This window comes from Streptomyces sp. NBC_01463 (genome assembly GCA_036227345.1).
Classification (GTDB): Bacteria; Actinomycetota; Actinomycetes; order Streptomycetales; family Streptomycetaceae; genus Streptomyces.
The window spans coordinates 2,339,196-2,355,482 of sequence record CP109468.1; the positions used below are offsets into that span (position 1 = coordinate 2,339,196).

General features: G+C 71.1%; 14 protein-coding genes. 4 read left to right on the forward strand and 10 right to left on the reverse strand.

The annotated features are described in order from the left end of the window. Positions 1-60: 60 nt before the first annotated feature. The 6 genes from hflX to miaA all read right to left on the reverse strand — a co-directional run bounded on the left by hflX (position 61) and on the right by miaA (position 8,046). On the reverse strand, positions 61-1,581 hold the full coding sequence (gene hflX / locus OG521_10155) for a GTPase HflX (protein WUW21133.1): 1,521 nt from the start codon (positions 1,579-1,581) through the stop codon (positions 61-63). Positions 1,582-1,724: 143 nt separating this feature from the next. Continuing rightward, positions 1,725-3,179 carry a M1 family metallopeptidase gene (locus OG521_10160; protein ID WUW21134.1) on the reverse strand — a complete coding sequence of 485 codons (1,455 nt, stop codon included), beginning with the start codon at positions 3,177-3,179 and terminating at the stop codon, positions 1,725-1,727. A gap of 92 nt (positions 3,180-3,271) precedes the next feature. Continuing rightward, the gene (locus OG521_10165; protein WUW21135.1) at positions 3,272-5,383 is read right to left on the reverse strand and encodes an HD domain-containing protein; all 2,112 of its coding nucleotides are present in this window, start codon (positions 5,381-5,383) and stop codon (positions 3,272-3,274) included. A 215-nt stretch (positions 5,384-5,598) separates the two neighbouring features. Then, positions 5,599-6,471: a diaminopimelate epimerase gene (dapF, locus tag OG521_10170; protein ID WUW21136.1), complete on the reverse strand. Its 873-nt coding sequence runs from the start codon at positions 6,469-6,471 to the stop codon at positions 5,599-5,601. An 88-nt stretch (positions 6,472-6,559) separates the two neighbouring features. After that, positions 6,560-7,000 (reverse strand): hypothetical protein, encoded by a 441-nt coding sequence (locus OG521_10175; protein ID WUW26633.1) that lies wholly within the window; start codon positions 6,998-7,000, stop codon positions 6,560-6,562. Between the two features lie 107 nt (positions 7,001-7,107). Further along, positions 7,108-8,046 (reverse strand): tRNA (adenosine(37)-N6)-dimethylallyltransferase MiaA, encoded by a 939-nt coding sequence (miaA, locus tag OG521_10180; GenBank protein WUW21137.1) that lies wholly within the window; start codon positions 8,044-8,046, stop codon positions 7,108-7,110. Between the two features lie 280 nt (positions 8,047-8,326). Here miaA and OG521_10185 point away from each other — a divergent pair, with 280 nt between their 5' ends. Beyond that, positions 8,327-8,596, forward strand: a complete 270-nt coding sequence (locus OG521_10185) for an antitoxin (GenBank protein WUW21138.1) — start codon at positions 8,327-8,329, stop codon at positions 8,594-8,596. A gap of 89 nt (positions 8,597-8,685) precedes the next feature. Here OG521_10185 and OG521_10190 read toward each other — a convergent pair whose 3' ends face one another. Both OG521_10190 and miaB read right to left on the reverse strand, forming a co-directional pair. Next, positions 8,686-9,399, reverse strand: coding sequence for a class III extradiol dioxygenase subunit B-like domain-containing protein (locus OG521_10190; protein WUW21139.1), 714 nt, complete (start codon positions 9,397-9,399; stop codon positions 8,686-8,688). A gap of 50 nt (positions 9,400-9,449) precedes the next feature. After that, on the reverse strand, positions 9,450-10,970 hold the full coding sequence (gene miaB / locus OG521_10195; GenBank protein WUW21140.1) for a tRNA (N6-isopentenyl adenosine(37)-C2)-methylthiotransferase MiaB: 1,521 nt from the start codon (positions 10,968-10,970) through the stop codon (positions 9,450-9,452). Positions 10,971-11,104: 134 nt separating this feature from the next. On the opposite strand from miaB, the gene OG521_10200 reads away from it, so the two are divergent. Then, positions 11,105-12,103 carry a TAXI family TRAP transporter solute-binding subunit gene (locus tag OG521_10200; protein WUW21141.1) on the forward strand — a complete coding sequence of 333 codons (999 nt, stop codon included), beginning with the start codon at positions 11,105-11,107 and terminating at the stop codon, positions 12,101-12,103. A 25-nt stretch (positions 12,104-12,128) separates the two neighbouring features. Here the strand turns inward: OG521_10200 and OG521_10205 are convergent, their stop codons facing one another. Further along, positions 12,129-13,523, reverse strand: a complete 1,395-nt coding sequence (locus tag OG521_10205; protein WUW21142.1) for a HAMP domain-containing histidine kinase — start codon at positions 13,521-13,523, stop codon at positions 12,129-12,131. Between the two features lie 16 nt (positions 13,524-13,539). After that, positions 13,540-14,232: a response regulator transcription factor gene (locus OG521_10210; protein WUW21143.1), complete on the reverse strand. Its 693-nt coding sequence runs from the start codon at positions 14,230-14,232 to the stop codon at positions 13,540-13,542. A 332-nt stretch (positions 14,233-14,564) separates the two neighbouring features. On the opposite strand from OG521_10210, the gene OG521_10215 reads away from it, so the two are divergent. Then, on the forward strand, positions 14,565-15,350 hold the full coding sequence (locus OG521_10215; GenBank protein ID WUW21144.1) for an amino acid ABC transporter ATP-binding protein: 786 nt from the start codon (positions 14,565-14,567) through the stop codon (positions 15,348-15,350). A 69-nt stretch (positions 15,351-15,419) separates the two neighbouring features. Continuing rightward, positions 15,420-16,262, forward strand: coding sequence for a glutamate ABC transporter substrate-binding protein (locus tag OG521_10220; GenBank protein WUW21145.1), 843 nt, complete (start codon positions 15,420-15,422; stop codon positions 16,260-16,262). Positions 16,263-16,287: the final 25 nt, after the last annotated feature.

Below are 16,287 nucleotides of genomic sequence, written 5' to 3' on the forward strand. Positions count from 1 at the left end.
ACGACAGCCGGAAGGCCCGCTCCCTCGCGAGGGAGCGGGCCTTCCGGCTGTGTGCTGCGGTCAGTGCACCGCGGGGACGAACGCCGCGAGGTCCGAGGCGAGCTCCTCGTGCACCCGTGCCTTGAGCAGCGTGCCCTCCGAGGTGTGCTCCTCGGAGATCACCTCGCCCTCGGCGTGCACCCGCGAGACGAGTCCGCCCTCGGTGTACGGCAGGAGCGCCTCGATCCCGACCGACGGCCTCGGCAGCTCGCTGTCGATGAGCGCGAGGAGCTCGTCGATACCGGCGCCGGTCCGGGCCGACACGGCGATCGCGTGCTTCTCGTTGCGCAGGAGCCGCTGGAGGACCAGCGGGTCGGCCGCGTCCGCCTTGTTGACCACCACGATCTCGGGCACGTCCAGCGCACCCACCTCGCGGATGACCTCGCGCACCGCGGCGAGCTGCTCCTCCGGCACCGGGTGCGAGCCGTCCACCACGTGCAGGATGAGATCGGACTCGCCGACCTCCTCCATCGTGGAGCGGAACGCCTCGACCAGGTGGTGCGGCAGGTGCCGGACGAACCCGACCGTGTCGGCGAGCGTGTAGATCCGTCCGCTCGGCGTCTCGGCCCGGCGCACGGTCGGGTCGAGGGTGGCGAACAGGGCGTTCTCCACCAGCACACCTGCGCCGGTCAGCCGGTTGAGCAGCGAGGACTTGCCCGCGTTGGTGTAGCCCGCGATGGCGACCGAAGGCACCTTGTTGCGCTTGCGCTCCTGGCGCTTGATGTCGCGGCCGGTCTTCATCTCCGCGATCTCCCGGCGCATCTTCGCCATCTTCTCGCGGATCCGGCGCCGGTCCGTCTCGATCTTGGTCTCACCGGGACCGCGGGTGGCCATGCCGCCACCGCCGCTGGAACCGCCGCCGCCCATCTGACGGGACAGCGACTGACCCCAGCCGCGCAGCCGCGGCAGCATGTACTGCATCTGTGCCAGCGAGACCTGCGCCTTGCCCTCACGGGACTTGGCGTGCTGGGCGAAGATGTCGAGGATCAGGGCGGTCCGGTCGACCACCTTCACCTTGACGACGTCTTCCAGGTGGATCAGCTGGCCGGGGCTGAGCTCACCGTCGCACACGACGGTGTCCGCCCCTGATTCGAGAACGATGTCACGCAGTTCGAGCGCCTTGCCGGAGCCGATGTACGTGGCCGGGTCGGGCTTGTCGCGGCGCTGGAAGACGGCGTCGAGCACCTGGGCTCCGGCCGTCTCCGCGAGCGCCGCCAGCTCGGCGAGCGAGTGCTCCGCGTCCTGCACCGTGCCCGAGGTCCAGACACCGACGAGCACCACGCGCTCAAGGCGCAGCTGCCGGTACTCGACCTCGGTGACGTCCTCGAGCTCGGTGGAGAGTCCCGCCACGCGCCGCAGGGCGGCGCGCTCGGAGCGGTCCAGCTGATCGCCGTCCCGCGCTCCGTCGATCTCGTGGCTCCAGGCGACGTCCTCTTCCATCAGGGCGTCCGCCCGAAGGCTTTCGGTGAGGCTCTCGGTGACGTTCTCCGTGGCACTCTGCGCGTCCTGCGCGTCCTGGGGAAGGGAAGAAGAGGAGGTCATTGGATCCTTACGTCGGTAGAAGTCGGTTACATCAGTCACAACGCGTGACCTCCCGGGATGATTCCCACGGGGGGAATTCTCCGGTCCGGCCGACGCGGCGACTCGTCGATAGTGGCACGGCGGCCACGGCCCGTCACGCGGGTTTACCGCTGTGCCGCCGGTGTCGTGCTGCGCCAGTCCGGGTGGCCCGGCATCGGCGGTGTCCTCTTCGCGTACAGCCAGCCGTCGAAGAACGCGGTCAGGTCGCGTCCGGCCACCCGGGACGCCAGGGCGGTGAAGTCGGCGGTGGCGGCGTTGGAGTCGCGGTGCTTCCTCACCCAGAGCCGCTCCAGCCGGCCGAAGGCGTCGTGGCCGATCTCCTGGCGGAGCGCGTACAGGACCAGTGCGCTGCCGTCGTAGACCACCGGCCGGAAGAGGCTGATCTTCTCGCCGGGCGCGGGCGCGGCGGGGCGGGCGGGCGGTCCGCCCTCGGCGCGCCACCCGTCCGAGTCGGCGTACGCCTCGCGCATCCGGCGCTCCAGCGGCTTGTCGGCGTGCTCCTCGGCGTAGCGCGCCTCGTACCAGCTGGCGTGTCCCTCGTTGAGCCAGAGGTCGGACCAGGTCCGCGGGGAGACGCTGTCACCGAACCACTGGTGGGCGAGCTCGTGGACCATGACCGCGTCGACGTACCACTCGGGGAAGCCGCCGTCGGTGAACAGGCGGCGCTCGAAGAGGGAGAGGGTCTGGGTCTCCAGCTCGAAGCCGGTCTCGGTGTCGGCGACGAGCACGCCGTAGTTCTCGAAGGGGTAGCGGCCGACCTGCCGTTCCATCCATTCCAGCTGGCCGGGGGTCTTCTTCAGCCAGGGCTCCAGCTTCTTCCGGTCGGCCGCCGGCACGACGTCGCGCACGGGCAGCCCGTGCGGTCCGGTCCGCCGCACGACGGCGGAGCGGCCGATGCTGACCTGGGCCAGTTCGGTGGCCATGGGGTGTTCGGTGCGGTAGGTCCAGGTGGTGCGGCCGCCGTGGCTGCTCCTTCCGGTGCGCAGCCCGTTGGCCACCACCGTCAGGTCCTCGGGTGCGGTGATCCGGAAGGTGAAGTAGGCCTTGTCGGCGGGGTGGTCGTTGCCGGGGAAGACGCGGTGCCCGGCGTCGGCCTGGTTGGCCATGGCGAGCCCGTCGGCGGTCCGCACCCAGCCGCCGCTGTCCCGCTCCCCGGACGGGTCGCTGGTGTGGTGGACGGTGATCCGCAGGGGCACTCCGGCCGGGAGGCTGCCGGGCGGTTCGATGATCAGGTCCTCGTCCTCGGCCGAGAAGCCGGCGCGCAGTCCGTTCACGTCGACGGAGCGCACGGTGCCGCGGGTGAAGTCGAGGTTGATCCGCTCCAGCGGCTCGGTGGTCCGCGCGTCGATCGTGGTGACGGCGTCCAGGGGTTCGCTGTTGCGGCCTTCGTAACTGAGCCCGATGTCGTAGGCGAGTACGTCGTATCCGGGGTTGCCGAGGTGCGGGAAGAGCGGGTCCCCGATACCGAGGGGCCCCGGTGCGGGCAGGGTAGCGGCGACGAGGGTGGCCGATGCGGTGGCCAGCAGGGCGGCCCGCAGACGGCGGGAGAGGAACGGCATGGACTACGGCTACCAGCGCCGCCCGGCCGGGACGGGACGGCGCGCGCCGCGCCACCCGAACGAGATCCGCGGCGGGTGGTGCGTGCGCCGGGTCAGACCGCGGCGGCCGGGTGCTGGGCGCGGCTCACGTCGTACACCCCCGGTACGTCGCGCATGGCGCGCATCAGTGCGGGCAGTCCGGCGGCGTCGGGGAGTTCCAGGGTGTAGGTGTGCCGCACGCGCTGTTCGGTGGGGGGTTCGACGGTGGCGGAGACGACCGCCGCGTCCGCGCCGGCGATCGCTTCGGTGAGGTCGGCGAGCAGCCGGGGCCGGCCGAAGGACTCCGCGACCAGGGTCACCCGGCAGGCGGCGACATCGCCCCAGCTCACCGTGACCGGATCCCGGCCGACGGCCTCCATCCTGGCCACGGCCGGACACTCCAGCCGGTGCACGGTGACGGCGCCGCCGCGCACCGTGAACCCGGTGACGTCGTCGGGGGGTACGGGGGTGCAGCAGCCGGCCAGCCGCACGGTGGCGTCGGGCTGCTCGACCAGCGCACTCGCGGTGCGGGCCGATCCGGGCTGTGCGGACCTGTCGGGCTGCGGGCCGGGCCTGCGGCCGGCGCTCGGCCCTCCCCCGGCGGTCTCGGGGTCCTGCGGATGGGCGTCGAGCCAGCCGGTGATGGCGATCCGGGCGGCGGGCGTGCGGGCGTGGTCGAGCCAGTCGGGCGAGGGCCCGGACGCGGCGTCCTCGGCGAGGAGCGGCTGGACGGTGTCGCCGTCGCCGAGGACGGTGCTCAGCGTGGCCAGCCGACCGTTCACCCGGGCCCCGATACAGCTGTGGGCGGCGTCCCCGTACTGCGCGTAGGCGGCGTCCACGCAACTCGCGCCGGCGGGGAGACCGAGCGTGCCGCCGTCGGTGCGGAAGACGGTGATCTCCCGGTCCTGGGCGAGGTCGGCGCGCAGGGTGGTCCAGAAGGTGTCGGGGTCCGGGGCGGACTGCTGCCACTGGAGGAGCCGGGAGAGCCAGCCGGGGCGGGTCGGGTCGGCCCGTTCGCCGTCGGCTGGTTCGGCGCTCTGGGCCGTGCCGTCGGCGGCGTAGGGATTGCCGAGCGCGATGACGCCGGCCTCGGCGACGTTGTGCATACGGTGGGTGCGGATGAGGACTTCGGCGACCTCGCCGTCCGGTCCCACCACCGCGGTGTGCAGCGACTGGTACAGGTTGAACTTCGGGGAGGCGATGAAGTCCTTGAACTCGGAGATCACCGGGGTGAAGCAGGTGTGGAGTTCACCGAGGACGGCATAGCAGTCGGCGTCCTCGCCCACGAGCACCAGCAGCCGGCCGAAGTCGCTGCCGCGCAGTTCGCCGCGTTTGATCCGGACGCGGTGCACGGAGACGAAGTGGCGTGGTCTGACGGCCACTTCGGCGGGAATGCCGGCTTCGCGGAGCACCGAGCCGACCTGGCCGGCGATGGCGGTGAGGGGGTCCCCGGCGGCGGTGGCGGCGGAGATCACCGCGTGGGTGTGGGCGTACTCCTCGGGATGGAGGATGGCGAAGACCAGGTCCTCCAGCTCGGTCTTGAGCGCCTGGACGCCGAGCCGTTCGGCCAGGGGGATCAGCACGTCACGGGTGACCTTGGCGATCCTGGCCTGTTTCTCGGGCCGCATCACACCGAGGGTGCGCATGTTGTGCAGCCGGTCGGCGAGCTTGATCGACATCACCCGGACGTCGTCCCCGGTGGCGACGAGCATCTTGCGGAAGGTCTCGGGCTCGGCCGCCGCCCCGTAGTCGACCTTCTCCAGCTTGGTCACGCCGTCGACGAGGTAGCAGACCTCCTCGCCGAACTCCTCCCGTACCTGGTCGAGGGTCACCTCGGTGTCCTCGACCGTGTCGTGGAGGAGGGACGCGGTCAGGGTGGTGGTCTCGGCACCGAGCTCGGCGAGGATGAGGGTGACGGCGAGCGGGTGGGTGATGTAGGGCTCGCCGCTCTTGCGCATCTGCCCGCGGTGCGAGCTCTCCGCGAGGACGTAGGCCCGGCGCAGCACGGCGAGGTCGGCGTCGGGATGGTGGGCCCGGTGCGCCTCGGCGACGTGGCCGATGGCGTCGGGCAGCCGGTCACGGGAGACCGGGCCGAGCAGGGCGACCCGGCCGAGCCTGCGGAGATCGATCCGGGGACGGCCCCGCCTGCGGATGGGAGCACCTGGGTTGGTGGCCTCTGCGCTCATGGGGCACCTCCGGCAACGTCGACCGGCGGTGGGAAGGTGCGGTCGCGCCTCCGGGCCGGTGCTTGATGCTACCGACCCCACCACGTGGCGGAGTCCCGCTCTCGCCCAGCGTGAAACGGATCACCCATTCGAGCGAAGCGCTGCCCGTTCAGCGTTTCGATCTCTGTCCGCGCGGGCGCTTCGCTCCCGGTCCGTGCGGCGCCGTCCGTGCCGCGCTATCCGTTCCGCGCTTCGAGCCAGGCCGGATCGATCACGCCCTCGGCGACGATGACGGCCGCTCCGGTCATCTCGATCTCGCCGTCCGGGTGCTCGGTGATCACCAGGGTGCCGCCCGGCAGATCGACGGTGTACGTGACGGGGGCACCGGTCACCGCCGGGTCCGCCGCGTCCCGGCGGGCCGCCGCGACCGCGACCGCGCAGGCGCCGGTTCCGCAGGAGCGGGTCTCGCCCGAGCCGCGTTCGTGGACCCGCATGGCGACGTGCCGGGGACCGCGGTCCACGACGAATTCGATGTTGACCCCGTCGGGGTAGACCGCGGCCGGGCCGTACGCGGGCTCGGCGAAGAGGTCCCCGGCCTGCGCCAGGTCGTCGACGAACGCGACCGCGTGCGGGTTGCCCATGTTCACGTTGCGGGCGTCCCAGCTGCGGTCGCCGACAGTGACGGTGACGCCGTCGGCGGGCAGCAGGGCGCGGCCCATCGAGACGGTGATGTCGCCGTTCTTCGCGAGGTGCACCTTCTTCACACCGCCGCGGGTGGCGACCGCGAGGTCGCCCTCCTCCACCGCTCCGGCGCGCTGCAGGTAGCGGGCGAACACGCGCACTCCGTTGCCGCACATCTCGGCGATCGAGCCGTCGGCGTTGCGGTAGTCCATGAACCACTCGGCCTCGCCGGCCATGGCCTTCGCCTCGGGGTGCGCGGCGGACCGCACGACGTGCAGCAGCCCGTCACCGCCGATCCCGGCACGCCGGTCGCACAGCCTGGCGACGACGGACGCGGGCAGGTCGAGCGCGTTGTCCGGGTCGGGAACGATCACGAAGTCGTTCTCGGTCCCGTGGCCCTTGAGGAAGGCGGTCTGCGAGATGGTCACGTCACAACTGTACGAGGCCGCGCCGGCAGTCCGGAAAACCGGTCACGGCAATCGTCCCCTGCCCGGTGCGGGAGGTACGGCCGGTCCGTCAGCCCCGCAGGCGCGCCACGCGCCAGATGGCCAGGGCGACCAGGGCGCCGCACACCGCCACGTACAGCGCGATCACACGCCAGTCGGCGCGCTCCCCGGAGCCCCGGGACGGCAGACCGGGCCAGGTGTGACCGACGCGGCGGGCGGCCATCATGCCCCAGCCCGCGGCGCAGCAGCTGATCAGCAGTCCGAGCATCGCGACGACGGGTCCGCCGTCGCCCACCTCGAAGGCGAGCGGGAAGGCGAACATCAGCGATCCCATCGCGGCGAGCATGACGATGGGGGCGAGCTGCCAGATGCGCATCCGCCGGGCGGGACGCAGCTCGACCTCGACCTCGGGGGTCACGACGAGCTCATCGGGCCCGTCGGGGCTCAAGCGTCCTGCCTCGTGCTGCGTGTCCGGTGCGTCTTGTTCCGTGTCGCGAGGGCCGGCCTCCATCGCCACGCGCCCTCCCAACTCGGACTCCACTGGTCGATCGATGCTCGATGATGGCACGTCGCGGGTCGCCGAATTGACGGGCAGGGCGTCCCGATGCCATCACGTGATCAGGCTGTAACCGCTCGTTCGACCAACGCCAGCGCCAGGCCCGGGAGTTCCCCGCGGTGGTCCGCGCCGCCGTCCAGCCACTGGACGCGCGGGTCGCGGCGGAACCAGGAGTCCTGGCGGCGCGCGAAGCGTTTGGTGGCGCGCACGGTCTCGGTCCGCGCGGCGTCCTCGGTGCACTCCCCGGCCAGGGCGGCGAGCACCTGCTGGTAGCCCAGTGCCCGGGCGGCCGTCCGGCCCTCCCGCAGGCCCTGCCGCTCCAGGCCGCGCACCTCGTCCACGAGCCCGGCCTCCCACATCCGGTCGACGCGCCGGGCGATGCGTTCGTCGAGCTCGGGGCGGGCCACGTCGACGCCGATCTGCACGGCGTCGTAGACCGCATCGTTACCCGGCAGGTTGGCGGTGAAGGGCTTTCCGGTGATCTCGATGACCTCCAGGGCCCGGACGATCCGCCGGCCGTTGCTCGGCAGGATGGCCCGGCCCGCCTCCGGGTCGGCCGCGGCGAGCCGCTCGTGCAGGGCTCCGGAGCCGTGCTCGGCGAGCTCCGCCTCCAGCGCGGCCCGGACGCCGGGGTCCGTACCGGGGAACTCCAGGGCGTCGATGGCGCCCTTCACGTAGAGACCGGAGCCGCCCACCAGGACGGGGGTGCGGCCCTGGGCGAGCAGCCGGTCGATCTCGACGCGCGCCAGGCGCTGGTACTCCGCGACGCTGGCGGTCTCCGTGACGTCCCAGATGTCCAGCAGGTGGTGGGGGACGGCTCCGCGCTCGCCGACCGTCAGTTTGGCGGTGCCGATGTCCATCCCCCGGTAGAGCTGCATGGAGTCGGCATTGACCACTTCACCCCCGAGCTGCTGGGCGAGGAACACCCCCAGGTCGGACTTTCCGGCTGCGGTGGGACCGACGACGGCGATGACCCGCGGTGCGGGAGCTGGACTTCTCACTGCGACAGTCTCGCAAACCTCGGGGCCCTTCCCGAACGGCCGGCTCCCGGGCCGTGCGGCGGGTGGCCTGTCATGAGGCGTCGGGGGCGAGGCGGGTGGCGTCGAAGGAAATCAGGTAAAGCCGAGTAAAATAGCACGCACATATGAGTGTTTTCTCATGGTTCTGCCTTTTGTCGTTCTTCGGTGCCGATGTCGCGGCCGGGAGAGTAGGCGACAGCGCGGTGGGTACCTGGATCTTGAGAGAGCACGCGCACGCAGCCCCCAGCAGAGAAGGTGTCCGATGGGCTTCATGGACAATTTGAAGGCGAAGCTGAGCCCTGCGAAGGACAAGGTGAGCGACCTCGCGCAGCAGCACGGGGACAAGATCGACCAGGGGCTCGACAAGGCCGCGCGGACGGTGGACGCGAAGACCAAGGGCAAGTACAGCGACAAGATCGTGTCCGGCACGCAGAAGGCCAAGGGAGCCGTGGACCGGCTGGCCGCCCAGAAGGACGTGGGCACCCCGCCGCCGCCCCCTCCGGGCAGCACACCGCCGCCGCCCGCTTCCTGAGCCCGGGCGACGCGACAGGACAGCACGACGGCCGTGGAGCGCTGTTGCTCCACGGCCGTCGTGCTGTGCGCGAACGCCTCCCCCGGCCGTCAGGACCAGGCGGCGACCATGTACCCCACGCCGTACGGCGCGTCGTCGTAGAGCAGCCGGCCGTCCAGCCCGGCCCCCTCCGCCGCCCCCGCGAGCACCTGCCAGGGTGCGCGGCCCGCGGCCTTCAGTTCGTACGCCAGTGCCGCGTCCAGCGCGATGAGCGCGGCGGTGTCCGCGGCACCCAGCGCGCGCGAGGCGGCCGCGTCGAAGCCGGCGGCCCGCTCGTCGAGGTATCCGGGGGCCTTCAGGGTCCGGCAGGCGCTGCCGTCGCCCATCACCAGCAGCGCGACGCGGTCCGCCCTGGCGGCCAGCGCACGGCCCGTCTCCGTGCAGCGCGCGGTCTCCAGCGGCTCCCCCACACCGAGCGCCTCGACGGGCGTGCCCGCCCATCCGGTGCGCGCCAGCAGCCATGCACCGACCGCGAGCGAGGGCGCGATCGGACGGTCGGCCGCCCGGCCGAGGTCCCGGCCGAGCCGTACGTCGAGGTCGACACCGAACTCCTGGAATCCGCCGACGGCGCCCTCGGGGTGCGGCCCGCGGCCCGCGAGGTCCGCCGGGCCGATCACGAGCAGCAGATCGGGCCGGGAGGCCGCGAGCACGCCCAGCGCGTCGGTGCACGCGGTCCGCGCGGCATCGAGTTCGGGCGCGGCACCGGCGGCGACGTCGGGGACCAGCAGCGGCGGGCAGGGGCAGACAGCGGCGGCGACAAGCATGGTGGGCAGCGTACTGGCCGTCCGCCGCCGTCCGGGGAGCGGTCCGGCCGTCAGTCGCAGCCGCAGCCGGGCGCCGCGGCGGCGGGCAGCGGGGCCGGGGCACCGATGCCGGGCAGGCCGAGCATGACGCCGGCGGGCTTGGCGGCCGCGACGGCGTTGCGCTTCTCCCAGGCGTCGCCCGAGCGGGTCCGCCGCACGCCGAGGGGCGCGCCCTCGGCGAGCAGGTGGTGCGGGGCGGCGTAGCTGATCTGGACGGTCACCACGTCGCCCGGCCGCACGTCCTCGTCCGGCTTGGTGAAGTGCACCAGGCGGTTGTCGGGGGCGCGGCCGGACAGCCGGTGGGTGGCGCCGTCCTTGCGGCCCTCGCCCTCCGCGACCATGACGTCCAGCGTGCGGCCGACCTGCTTCTTGTTCTCCGACCAGGAGATCTCCTCCTGGAGGGCGGACAGGCGCATGTACCGCTCCTGGACGACCTCCTTGGGGATCTGCCCGTCCATGTCGGCGGCCGGGGTCCCGGGCCGCTTGGAGTACTGGAAGGTGAAGGCGTTGGCGAAGCGCGCCTCGCGGACCGCGTGCATGGTCTGCTCGAAGTCCTCCTCGGTCTCGCCGGGGAAGCCGACGATGATGTCGGTGGAGATCGCGGCGTCGGGCATCGCCGCCCGGACCTTGTCGATGATGCCGAGGAAGCGTTCCTGCCGGTACGAGCGCCGCATCGCCTTCAGGATCGTGTCCGAGCCGGACTGCATCGGCATGTGCAGCTGCGGCATCACGTTCGGCGTCTCGGCCATGGCGGCGATCACGTCGTCGGTGAAGTCGCGCGGGTGCGGCGAGGTGAAGCGGACCCGCTCCAGGCCCTCGATCCGCCCGCAGGCGCGCAGCAGCTTGGAGAAGGCCTCGCGGTCGCCGATGTCGGAGCCGTACGCGTTCACGTTCTGGCCGAGCAGGGTGATCTCGGAGACGCCCTCGGCGACCAGGGCCTCGATCTCGGCCAGGATGTCGCCGGTCCGGCGGTCCTTCTCCTTGCCGCGCAGGGCCGGGACGATGCAGAAGGTGCAGGTGTTGTTGCAGCCGACGGAGATCGAGACCCAGGCGGCGTACGCGGACTCGCGGCGGGTCGGCAGCGTCGAGGGGAACGCCTCCAGGGACTCGGCGATCTCGATCTGCGCCTCCTCCTGGATCCGGGCGCGCTCCAGCAGCACGGGCAGCTTGCCGATGTTGTGCGTACCGAAGACGACGTCCACCCAGGGGGCCCGCCGGACGATGGTGTCGCGGTCCTTCTGGGCGAGACAGCCGCCGACCGCGATCTGCATCCCGGGGCGCTTCGTCTTCATCGGGGCGAGCCGGCCGAGGTTGCCGTAGAGCTTGTTGTCGGCGTTCTCCCGCACCGCGCAGGTGTTGAAGACGACGACATCGGCGTCACCGTCGGAGCCCTCGGGCGCCCGTACGTAACCGGCGTCCTCCAGCAGACCCGACAGCCGCTCGGAGTCGTGGACGTTCATCTGGCACCCGTAGGTGCGCACCTCATAGCTTTTTCTGACGTCCACTGCTTCGCTCCGGTTGCCGCTGCTCATGCCACAAGGGTAGGTGCTGCCCGGACACCTCCCGCCGCGGGCGGTGTCCGGACGGTGTTCCCGGCCGCCGGGCGGACGTGAGATCGGCGGGCGCCCCTGGCCAGGGGCGGGAACCACCTGGCAGGATCGCCGCCATGCTCCCGGCTCTGTCCCGAATCGGCCGGCGTCGCTCGCTGCGGGCGGGCGCCGCCCTCGTCGTCGTGCTCGGACTGCTGCTGTGGTGGCTGCTCCCCCTCGGGGAACCGGCGCCGAACGGGACGCTGCGGTTCAGCACCGGGGTGCGCAGCGGCGTCTACGAGCGCTACGGGGAGCGGCTCAGGGGCGCGCTCGCCAAGGACCTGCCCGAGGTGTCGATAGAGCTGCAGACCAGCGAGGGCTCGCAGCAGAACATCGCCCGGGTCGCGACCGGCAAGGCCGACTTCACCATCGCCACCACCGACGCCCTCGCCACCTACCTCCGGGACGGCAAGCCGGGCGCCGACCGGCTGCGGGGCTGCGTCCGGCTGTACGACGACTACATCCAGCTCGTCGTGAAGCGGGGCTCGGACATCAACGAAGTGGCGGATCTGCGGGGCAAGACGGTCGCGGTCGGACAGCCGGGGTCGGGGGTGCGGCTGGTCGCGGACCGGCTGATGAGGGCCGCGGGGCTGGACCCCGTCGGCGATGTGACGGCGGTGCCGGCCGGGATCGACACGATGCCGAAGCTGCTGGAGGACGGCCGGCTCGACGCGTTCTTCTGGTCCGGCGGGCTGCCGACCACCGCGGTGGCGGACCTCTCGGACCGGTTCTCGATCCGGCTGGTCCCGCTGGAGGATCCGCTCATCAAGCAGCTCCAGGCGGCCGGCGGGTCCACCCGCTTCTACCGCTCGGCCGTGATGCCGGCCGACGCCTACCTGAACGCGCAGCAGGGGCAGGCCGTGCCCACCGTGGCCGTCGCCAACGTGCTGGTGACGACGGACCGCACCGACCCGGCCATGACGGAGGCGTTCACCCGCACGGTGATCGACAGCAGGGACCGGATCGGGCGCGAGGTGCACGCCGCGCAGCTGGTGGACCTGCGGACGGCGATCTACACGGATCCGCTGCCGCTGCACGAAGGGGCCAAGCGCTACTACCGCTCGGTCAAGCCCTGAGAAGCGCCTCGCGGCGTCTCACCTCTCAGCTCCGCGGGTCGTCGCGCGGAACCGAGACGGTCACGCACAGCCCGTGCGGCTCGTTGCGCGCGCAGGACAGCGCACCGTCGCCCGCGGCGAGGAGCGCCTTGGAGATGGAGAGGCCCAGACCCGACCCCCGTACGTTCTGATGCTGGGAGCTGCGCCAGAACCGGTCGCCGACGCGTTCCATCTCCTGCTCGCTGAGACCGGGCCCGTGGTCCGCGACGACGACCGTGACGCGCTCGCTGCCGGAGGCGACCGTGACCCGGACCTCCTCGTCGGCGGGCGTGAACTTGAGCGCGTTGTCGATGATCGCGTCGAGCGCGCTGGACAGGGCGATGGGATCCGCCCACGCGGTGACCGCGGGAATGCCGTCCGCCCGGAGCCGTACGCCCTTCTCCTCGGCCACCGGCCGCCAGGACGCGACCCGTTCGGAGGTGAGGGCGCCGATGTCCGTGAGCTGCAGATCGACGTCGGCGTGCTCGGCGAGGGCCAGGTCGAGCAGGTCGTCGAGCACCTGCCCCAGGCGCTTGCCCTCCGTGCGCACCGAGGCGATCTCCTCGTTGCCCTCGGGGAGTTCGAGGGCGAGCAGCTCGATCCGCAGCAGCAGCGCGGCCAGTGGGTTGCGCAACTGGTGCGAGGCGTCCGCGACGAAGGCGCGCTGCTGCTCCAGCACGTCCTCCACGTTGTCGGCCATCTCGTTGAACGAGCGGGCCAGCCGCCGCAGTTCCGGAGGACCGCCGGAGGCCGCCACCCGGGACCGCATCCGGCCGCTGGCGATGTCGTGGGCCGCGGCGTCCAGCGTCCTTACGGGAAGCAGCACCCAGCCCGTGAGCCGGTTCGCGGCGCCAAGGGCCACCAGCATCGCGACCACCTCCCCCGCGGCGATCAGCAGCCAGCCGCGGAGCGTTTCCGAGCGCATCTGGGCGGTCGGAGAGTCGATGACGACGACGGCGATCACGTCGCCGTCCCGCACGACGGGCGAGGCGACGACGACGCGGCCGTCCTGCCAGGGCCAGACCTGCGGCGGATCGTGGCTGCGGCGGCCGAGGAGCGCCTCCTTGAACGCCTCCCGGCCCTCGCCCTCGACCGGCAGCCGCCAGCTCGACGGGGCCTTCGCCATGGCGGTGTCGTCGCGGTAGAAGACGCCGGCCCGGATGCCGTACACGGAGTCGTACGTCTCCAGCTCGGTCTGGAGCGTGCGGCGCCGTTCGTCGTAGCCGCTGGTGCGTTCGGTGATGAACTGGGCGAGTGCGGCGAAGCGTGCCGTGTCGTCGATGCGGTCGATCACCACGCGCTGCTGCTCGGCGGCGGCCCCGCTGACGGCCAGCGGGAAGCCGAGCGCGAGCAGGACGCTCGCCATGAGGACGATGAGCAGCGGAAGCAGCCGGGTACGCAACGGGAGCGTGCGCCTTCTACGCGGACGGGGCGACGAGTCGGTAGCCGACCCCGCGCACGGTCTCGATCAGGGCGGGCAGCCGCAGCTTGGAGCGCAGGGATGCGACATGCACCTCCAGCGTGCGTCCCGTCCCCTCCCAGCTCGTCCGCCACACCTCGCTGATGATCTGCTCCCGGCGGAAGACCACACCGGGCCGCTGGGCGAGCAGCGCGAGGAGGTCGAACTCCTTCCGGGTGAGCTGCACTTCGCTTCCGTCGACGCTGACCCGGCGGGTCGGGAGCTCGATGTGCACATGCCCCAGACGCAGCGCGGCGACGGGCGTGGGCGCGGTGTCCTCGTTGACCGGCTTGCGCCGGCTGACGGCGTGGATACGGGCGAGGAGCTCGCCGGTGTCGTACGGCTTGGTCACGTAGTCGTCGGCGCCGAGGTTGAGTCCGTGGATCCGCGAGCGGACGTCGGCCCGCGCGGTCACCATGATCACGGGTACGGAGCTGCGCTTGCGGATCTTCCCGCACACCTCGTAGCCGTCCTGGTCGGGCAGACCGAGGTCGAGGAGCACGACGCCGAAGGGTTCGGTCTCGGTCGGCAGGAGCGCCTGGAGGGCCTCCTCGCCGCTGCGGGCGTGCACCACCTGGAAGCCGTGCCGCGCGAGGATCGCGGACAGGGCGGCGGCGACGTGGTTGTCGTCCTCGACGAGCAGCAGTCTCATGGCCCCCCTCTCCGAAGGTGTTGAGCGGTCGGTGCGGTGATCGGTACGGTCGCGCACACCCCCGGTTACTTCCCCGTACCGGGGCGTTTCACGTCAGGGTGTATTAGGGCATCCACTCCGATGACGGGTGGGCCAGTCAAGGCCCCTTCCGTTGCATCGAGGTTTCCGTTATGCACCCGGTACGCCCCGGGGGTCCGGGAGTGCGTCCTGTTCACACGGAGTGTCCGGTTGCAGCCGGATCGTTATGCTCAATTTCCGCTCAGATGTAATGACGCTGGTCGCACTGCGTCACTAAGGTCCTTGCCAACCGAGGAGGACGGAGCAAGAAGCCGATGAGCGGAGTTTCAGTGACCAAGGGCGTCGAGGACGCTGCACCCGCGGCCGGCGACCTGGTTGTGCTGAGCAACGTCAACAAGCACTTCGGCGCGCTGCATGTGCTCCAGGACATCGACCTGACGATCGCCCGTGGCGAGGTCGTGGTCGTCATCGGGCCCTCCGGGTCCGGGAAGTCCACGCTGTGCCGCACGATCAACCGCTTGGAGACGATCGACTCGGGCGCGATCTCGATCGACGGAAAGCCTCTTCCCGAGGAGGGCAAGGAGCTGGCGAGGCTGCGCGCCGATGTCGGCATGGTCTTCCAGTCGTTCAATCTCTTCGCGCACAAGACGGTGCTGGAGAACGTGACGCTCGGCCAGCTCAAGGTCCGCAAAACGGACAAGAAGGCTGCCGAGGACAAGGCGCGTTCACTGCTCGACCGGGTGGGCGTCGCGACCCAGGCCGACAAGTACCCCTCCCAGCTTTCCGGCGGTCAGCAGCAACGTGTGGCGATCGCACGGGCGTTGGCGATGGACCCGAAGGTCATGCTCTTCGACGAGCCGACCTCCGCGCTCGACCCGGAGATGATCAACGAGGTGCTGGAGGTCATGCAGCAGCTCGCCCGCGACGGCATGACCATGGTCGTCGTCACCCACGAGATGGGCTTCGCCCGTTCCGCGGCGAACCGGGTCGTCTTCATGGCGGACGGGAAGATCGTCGAAGAGGCCGTGCCCGACCAGTTCTTCAGCAACCCGCGCAGTGACCGGGCCAAGGACTTCCTGTCGAAGATCCTTCACCACTGATGGAGCTTTCAGCGCCGGTCCCCGGACCGGCCGATCACTCACATCGCGTCAACTCTAGGGAATTTCACCATGCAGCTTCGTAAGGTCACCGCCGCCTCGGCCGCCGTGCTCGCCCTCGCCCTGACCGCCACCGCCTGTGGTTCCGACGACAAGGACGACGCGTCCGGTTCGGGCGGCGGCAAGAAGATCACGATCGGCATCAAGATCGACCAGCCGGGTATCGGCCTGAAGACCCCGGACGGCAAGTTCACCGGCTTCGACGTCGATGTCGCCACGTACGTGGCCAAGGAGCTCGGCTACGACGCCAAGGACATCGAGTTCAAGGAGACCAAGAGCGCCGACCGTGAGACGTCGATCGAGCGCGGTGACGTCAAGTTCATCGCCGCCTCGTACTCGATCAACGACGAGCGGCTGAAGAAGGTCGACTTCGCCGGTCCGTACCTCCTCGCCCACCAGGACATCCTGGTCCGCGCGGACGACACCTCCATCAAGGCGCCCGAGGACCTGAACAACAAGAACCTCTGCTCGGTCACCGGCTCGACCTCGGCGCAGAACGTCCACGACAAGCTCGCCCCGAAGGCGGAGCTGCAGGAGTACGGCGGCTACTCGGAGTGCCTGACCGGCCTGGAGAACAAGGTCGTCGACGCGCTGACCACGGACGACAGCATCCTGGCCGGCTACGCCTCGCAGGACGCCAACAAGGGCAAGTTCAAGCTGGCCGGCTTCAAGATGACCAACGAGAACTACGGCATCGGCCTGAAGAAGGGCGACGCCGACCTCAAGAAGAAGATCAACGACGCTCTGACCAAGATGGTCTCGGACGGTTCGTGGGACAAGGCCGTGAAGGCCAACTTCGGCCCGGCGAACTACAAGAACGAGCCCGCCCCGAAGATCGGCAACGTCGTCAAGTGAAGCAGGGCTGACCGGGCGCGCCGCC

Coding starts and splice junctions, on each gene's coding strand:
- OG521_10165 (WUW21135.1), bottom strand. CDS start 5,383: ATGAGCGCAGAGGCCACCAACCCAGGTGCTCCCATCCGCAGGCGGGGC.
- OG521_10210 (WUW21143.1), bottom strand. CDS start 14,232: ATGAGACTGCTGCTCGTCGAGGACGACAACCACGTCGCCGCCGCCCTG.
- OG521_10220 (WUW21145.1), top strand. CDS start 15,420: ATGCAGCTTCGTAAGGTCACCGCCGCCTCGGCCGCCGTGCTCGCCCTC.
- OG521_10175 (WUW26633.1), bottom strand. CDS start 7,000: ATGGAGGCCGGCCCTCGCGACACGGAACAAGACGCACCGGACACGCAG.
- OG521_10160 (WUW21134.1), bottom strand. CDS start 3,179: ATGCCGTTCCTCTCCCGCCGTCTGCGGGCCGCCCTGCTGGCCACCGCA.
- OG521_10185 (WUW21138.1), top strand. CDS start 8,327: ATGGGCTTCATGGACAATTTGAAGGCGAAGCTGAGCCCTGCGAAGGAC.
- OG521_10215 (WUW21144.1), top strand. CDS start 14,565: ATGAGCGGAGTTTCAGTGACCAAGGGCGTCGAGGACGCTGCACCCGCG.
- miaB (WUW21140.1), bottom strand. CDS start 10,970: ATGAGCAGCGGCAACCGGAGCGAAGCAGTGGACGTCAGAAAAAGCTAT.
- OG521_10200 (WUW21141.1), top strand. CDS start 11,105: ATGCTCCCGGCTCTGTCCCGAATCGGCCGGCGTCGCTCGCTGCGGGCG.
- OG521_10190 (WUW21139.1), bottom strand. CDS start 9,399: ATGCTTGTCGCCGCCGCTGTCTGCCCCTGCCCGCCGCTGCTGGTCCCC.
- hflX (WUW21133.1), bottom strand. CDS start 1,581: ATGACCTCCTCTTCTTCCCTTCCCCAGGACGCGCAGGACGCGCAGAGT.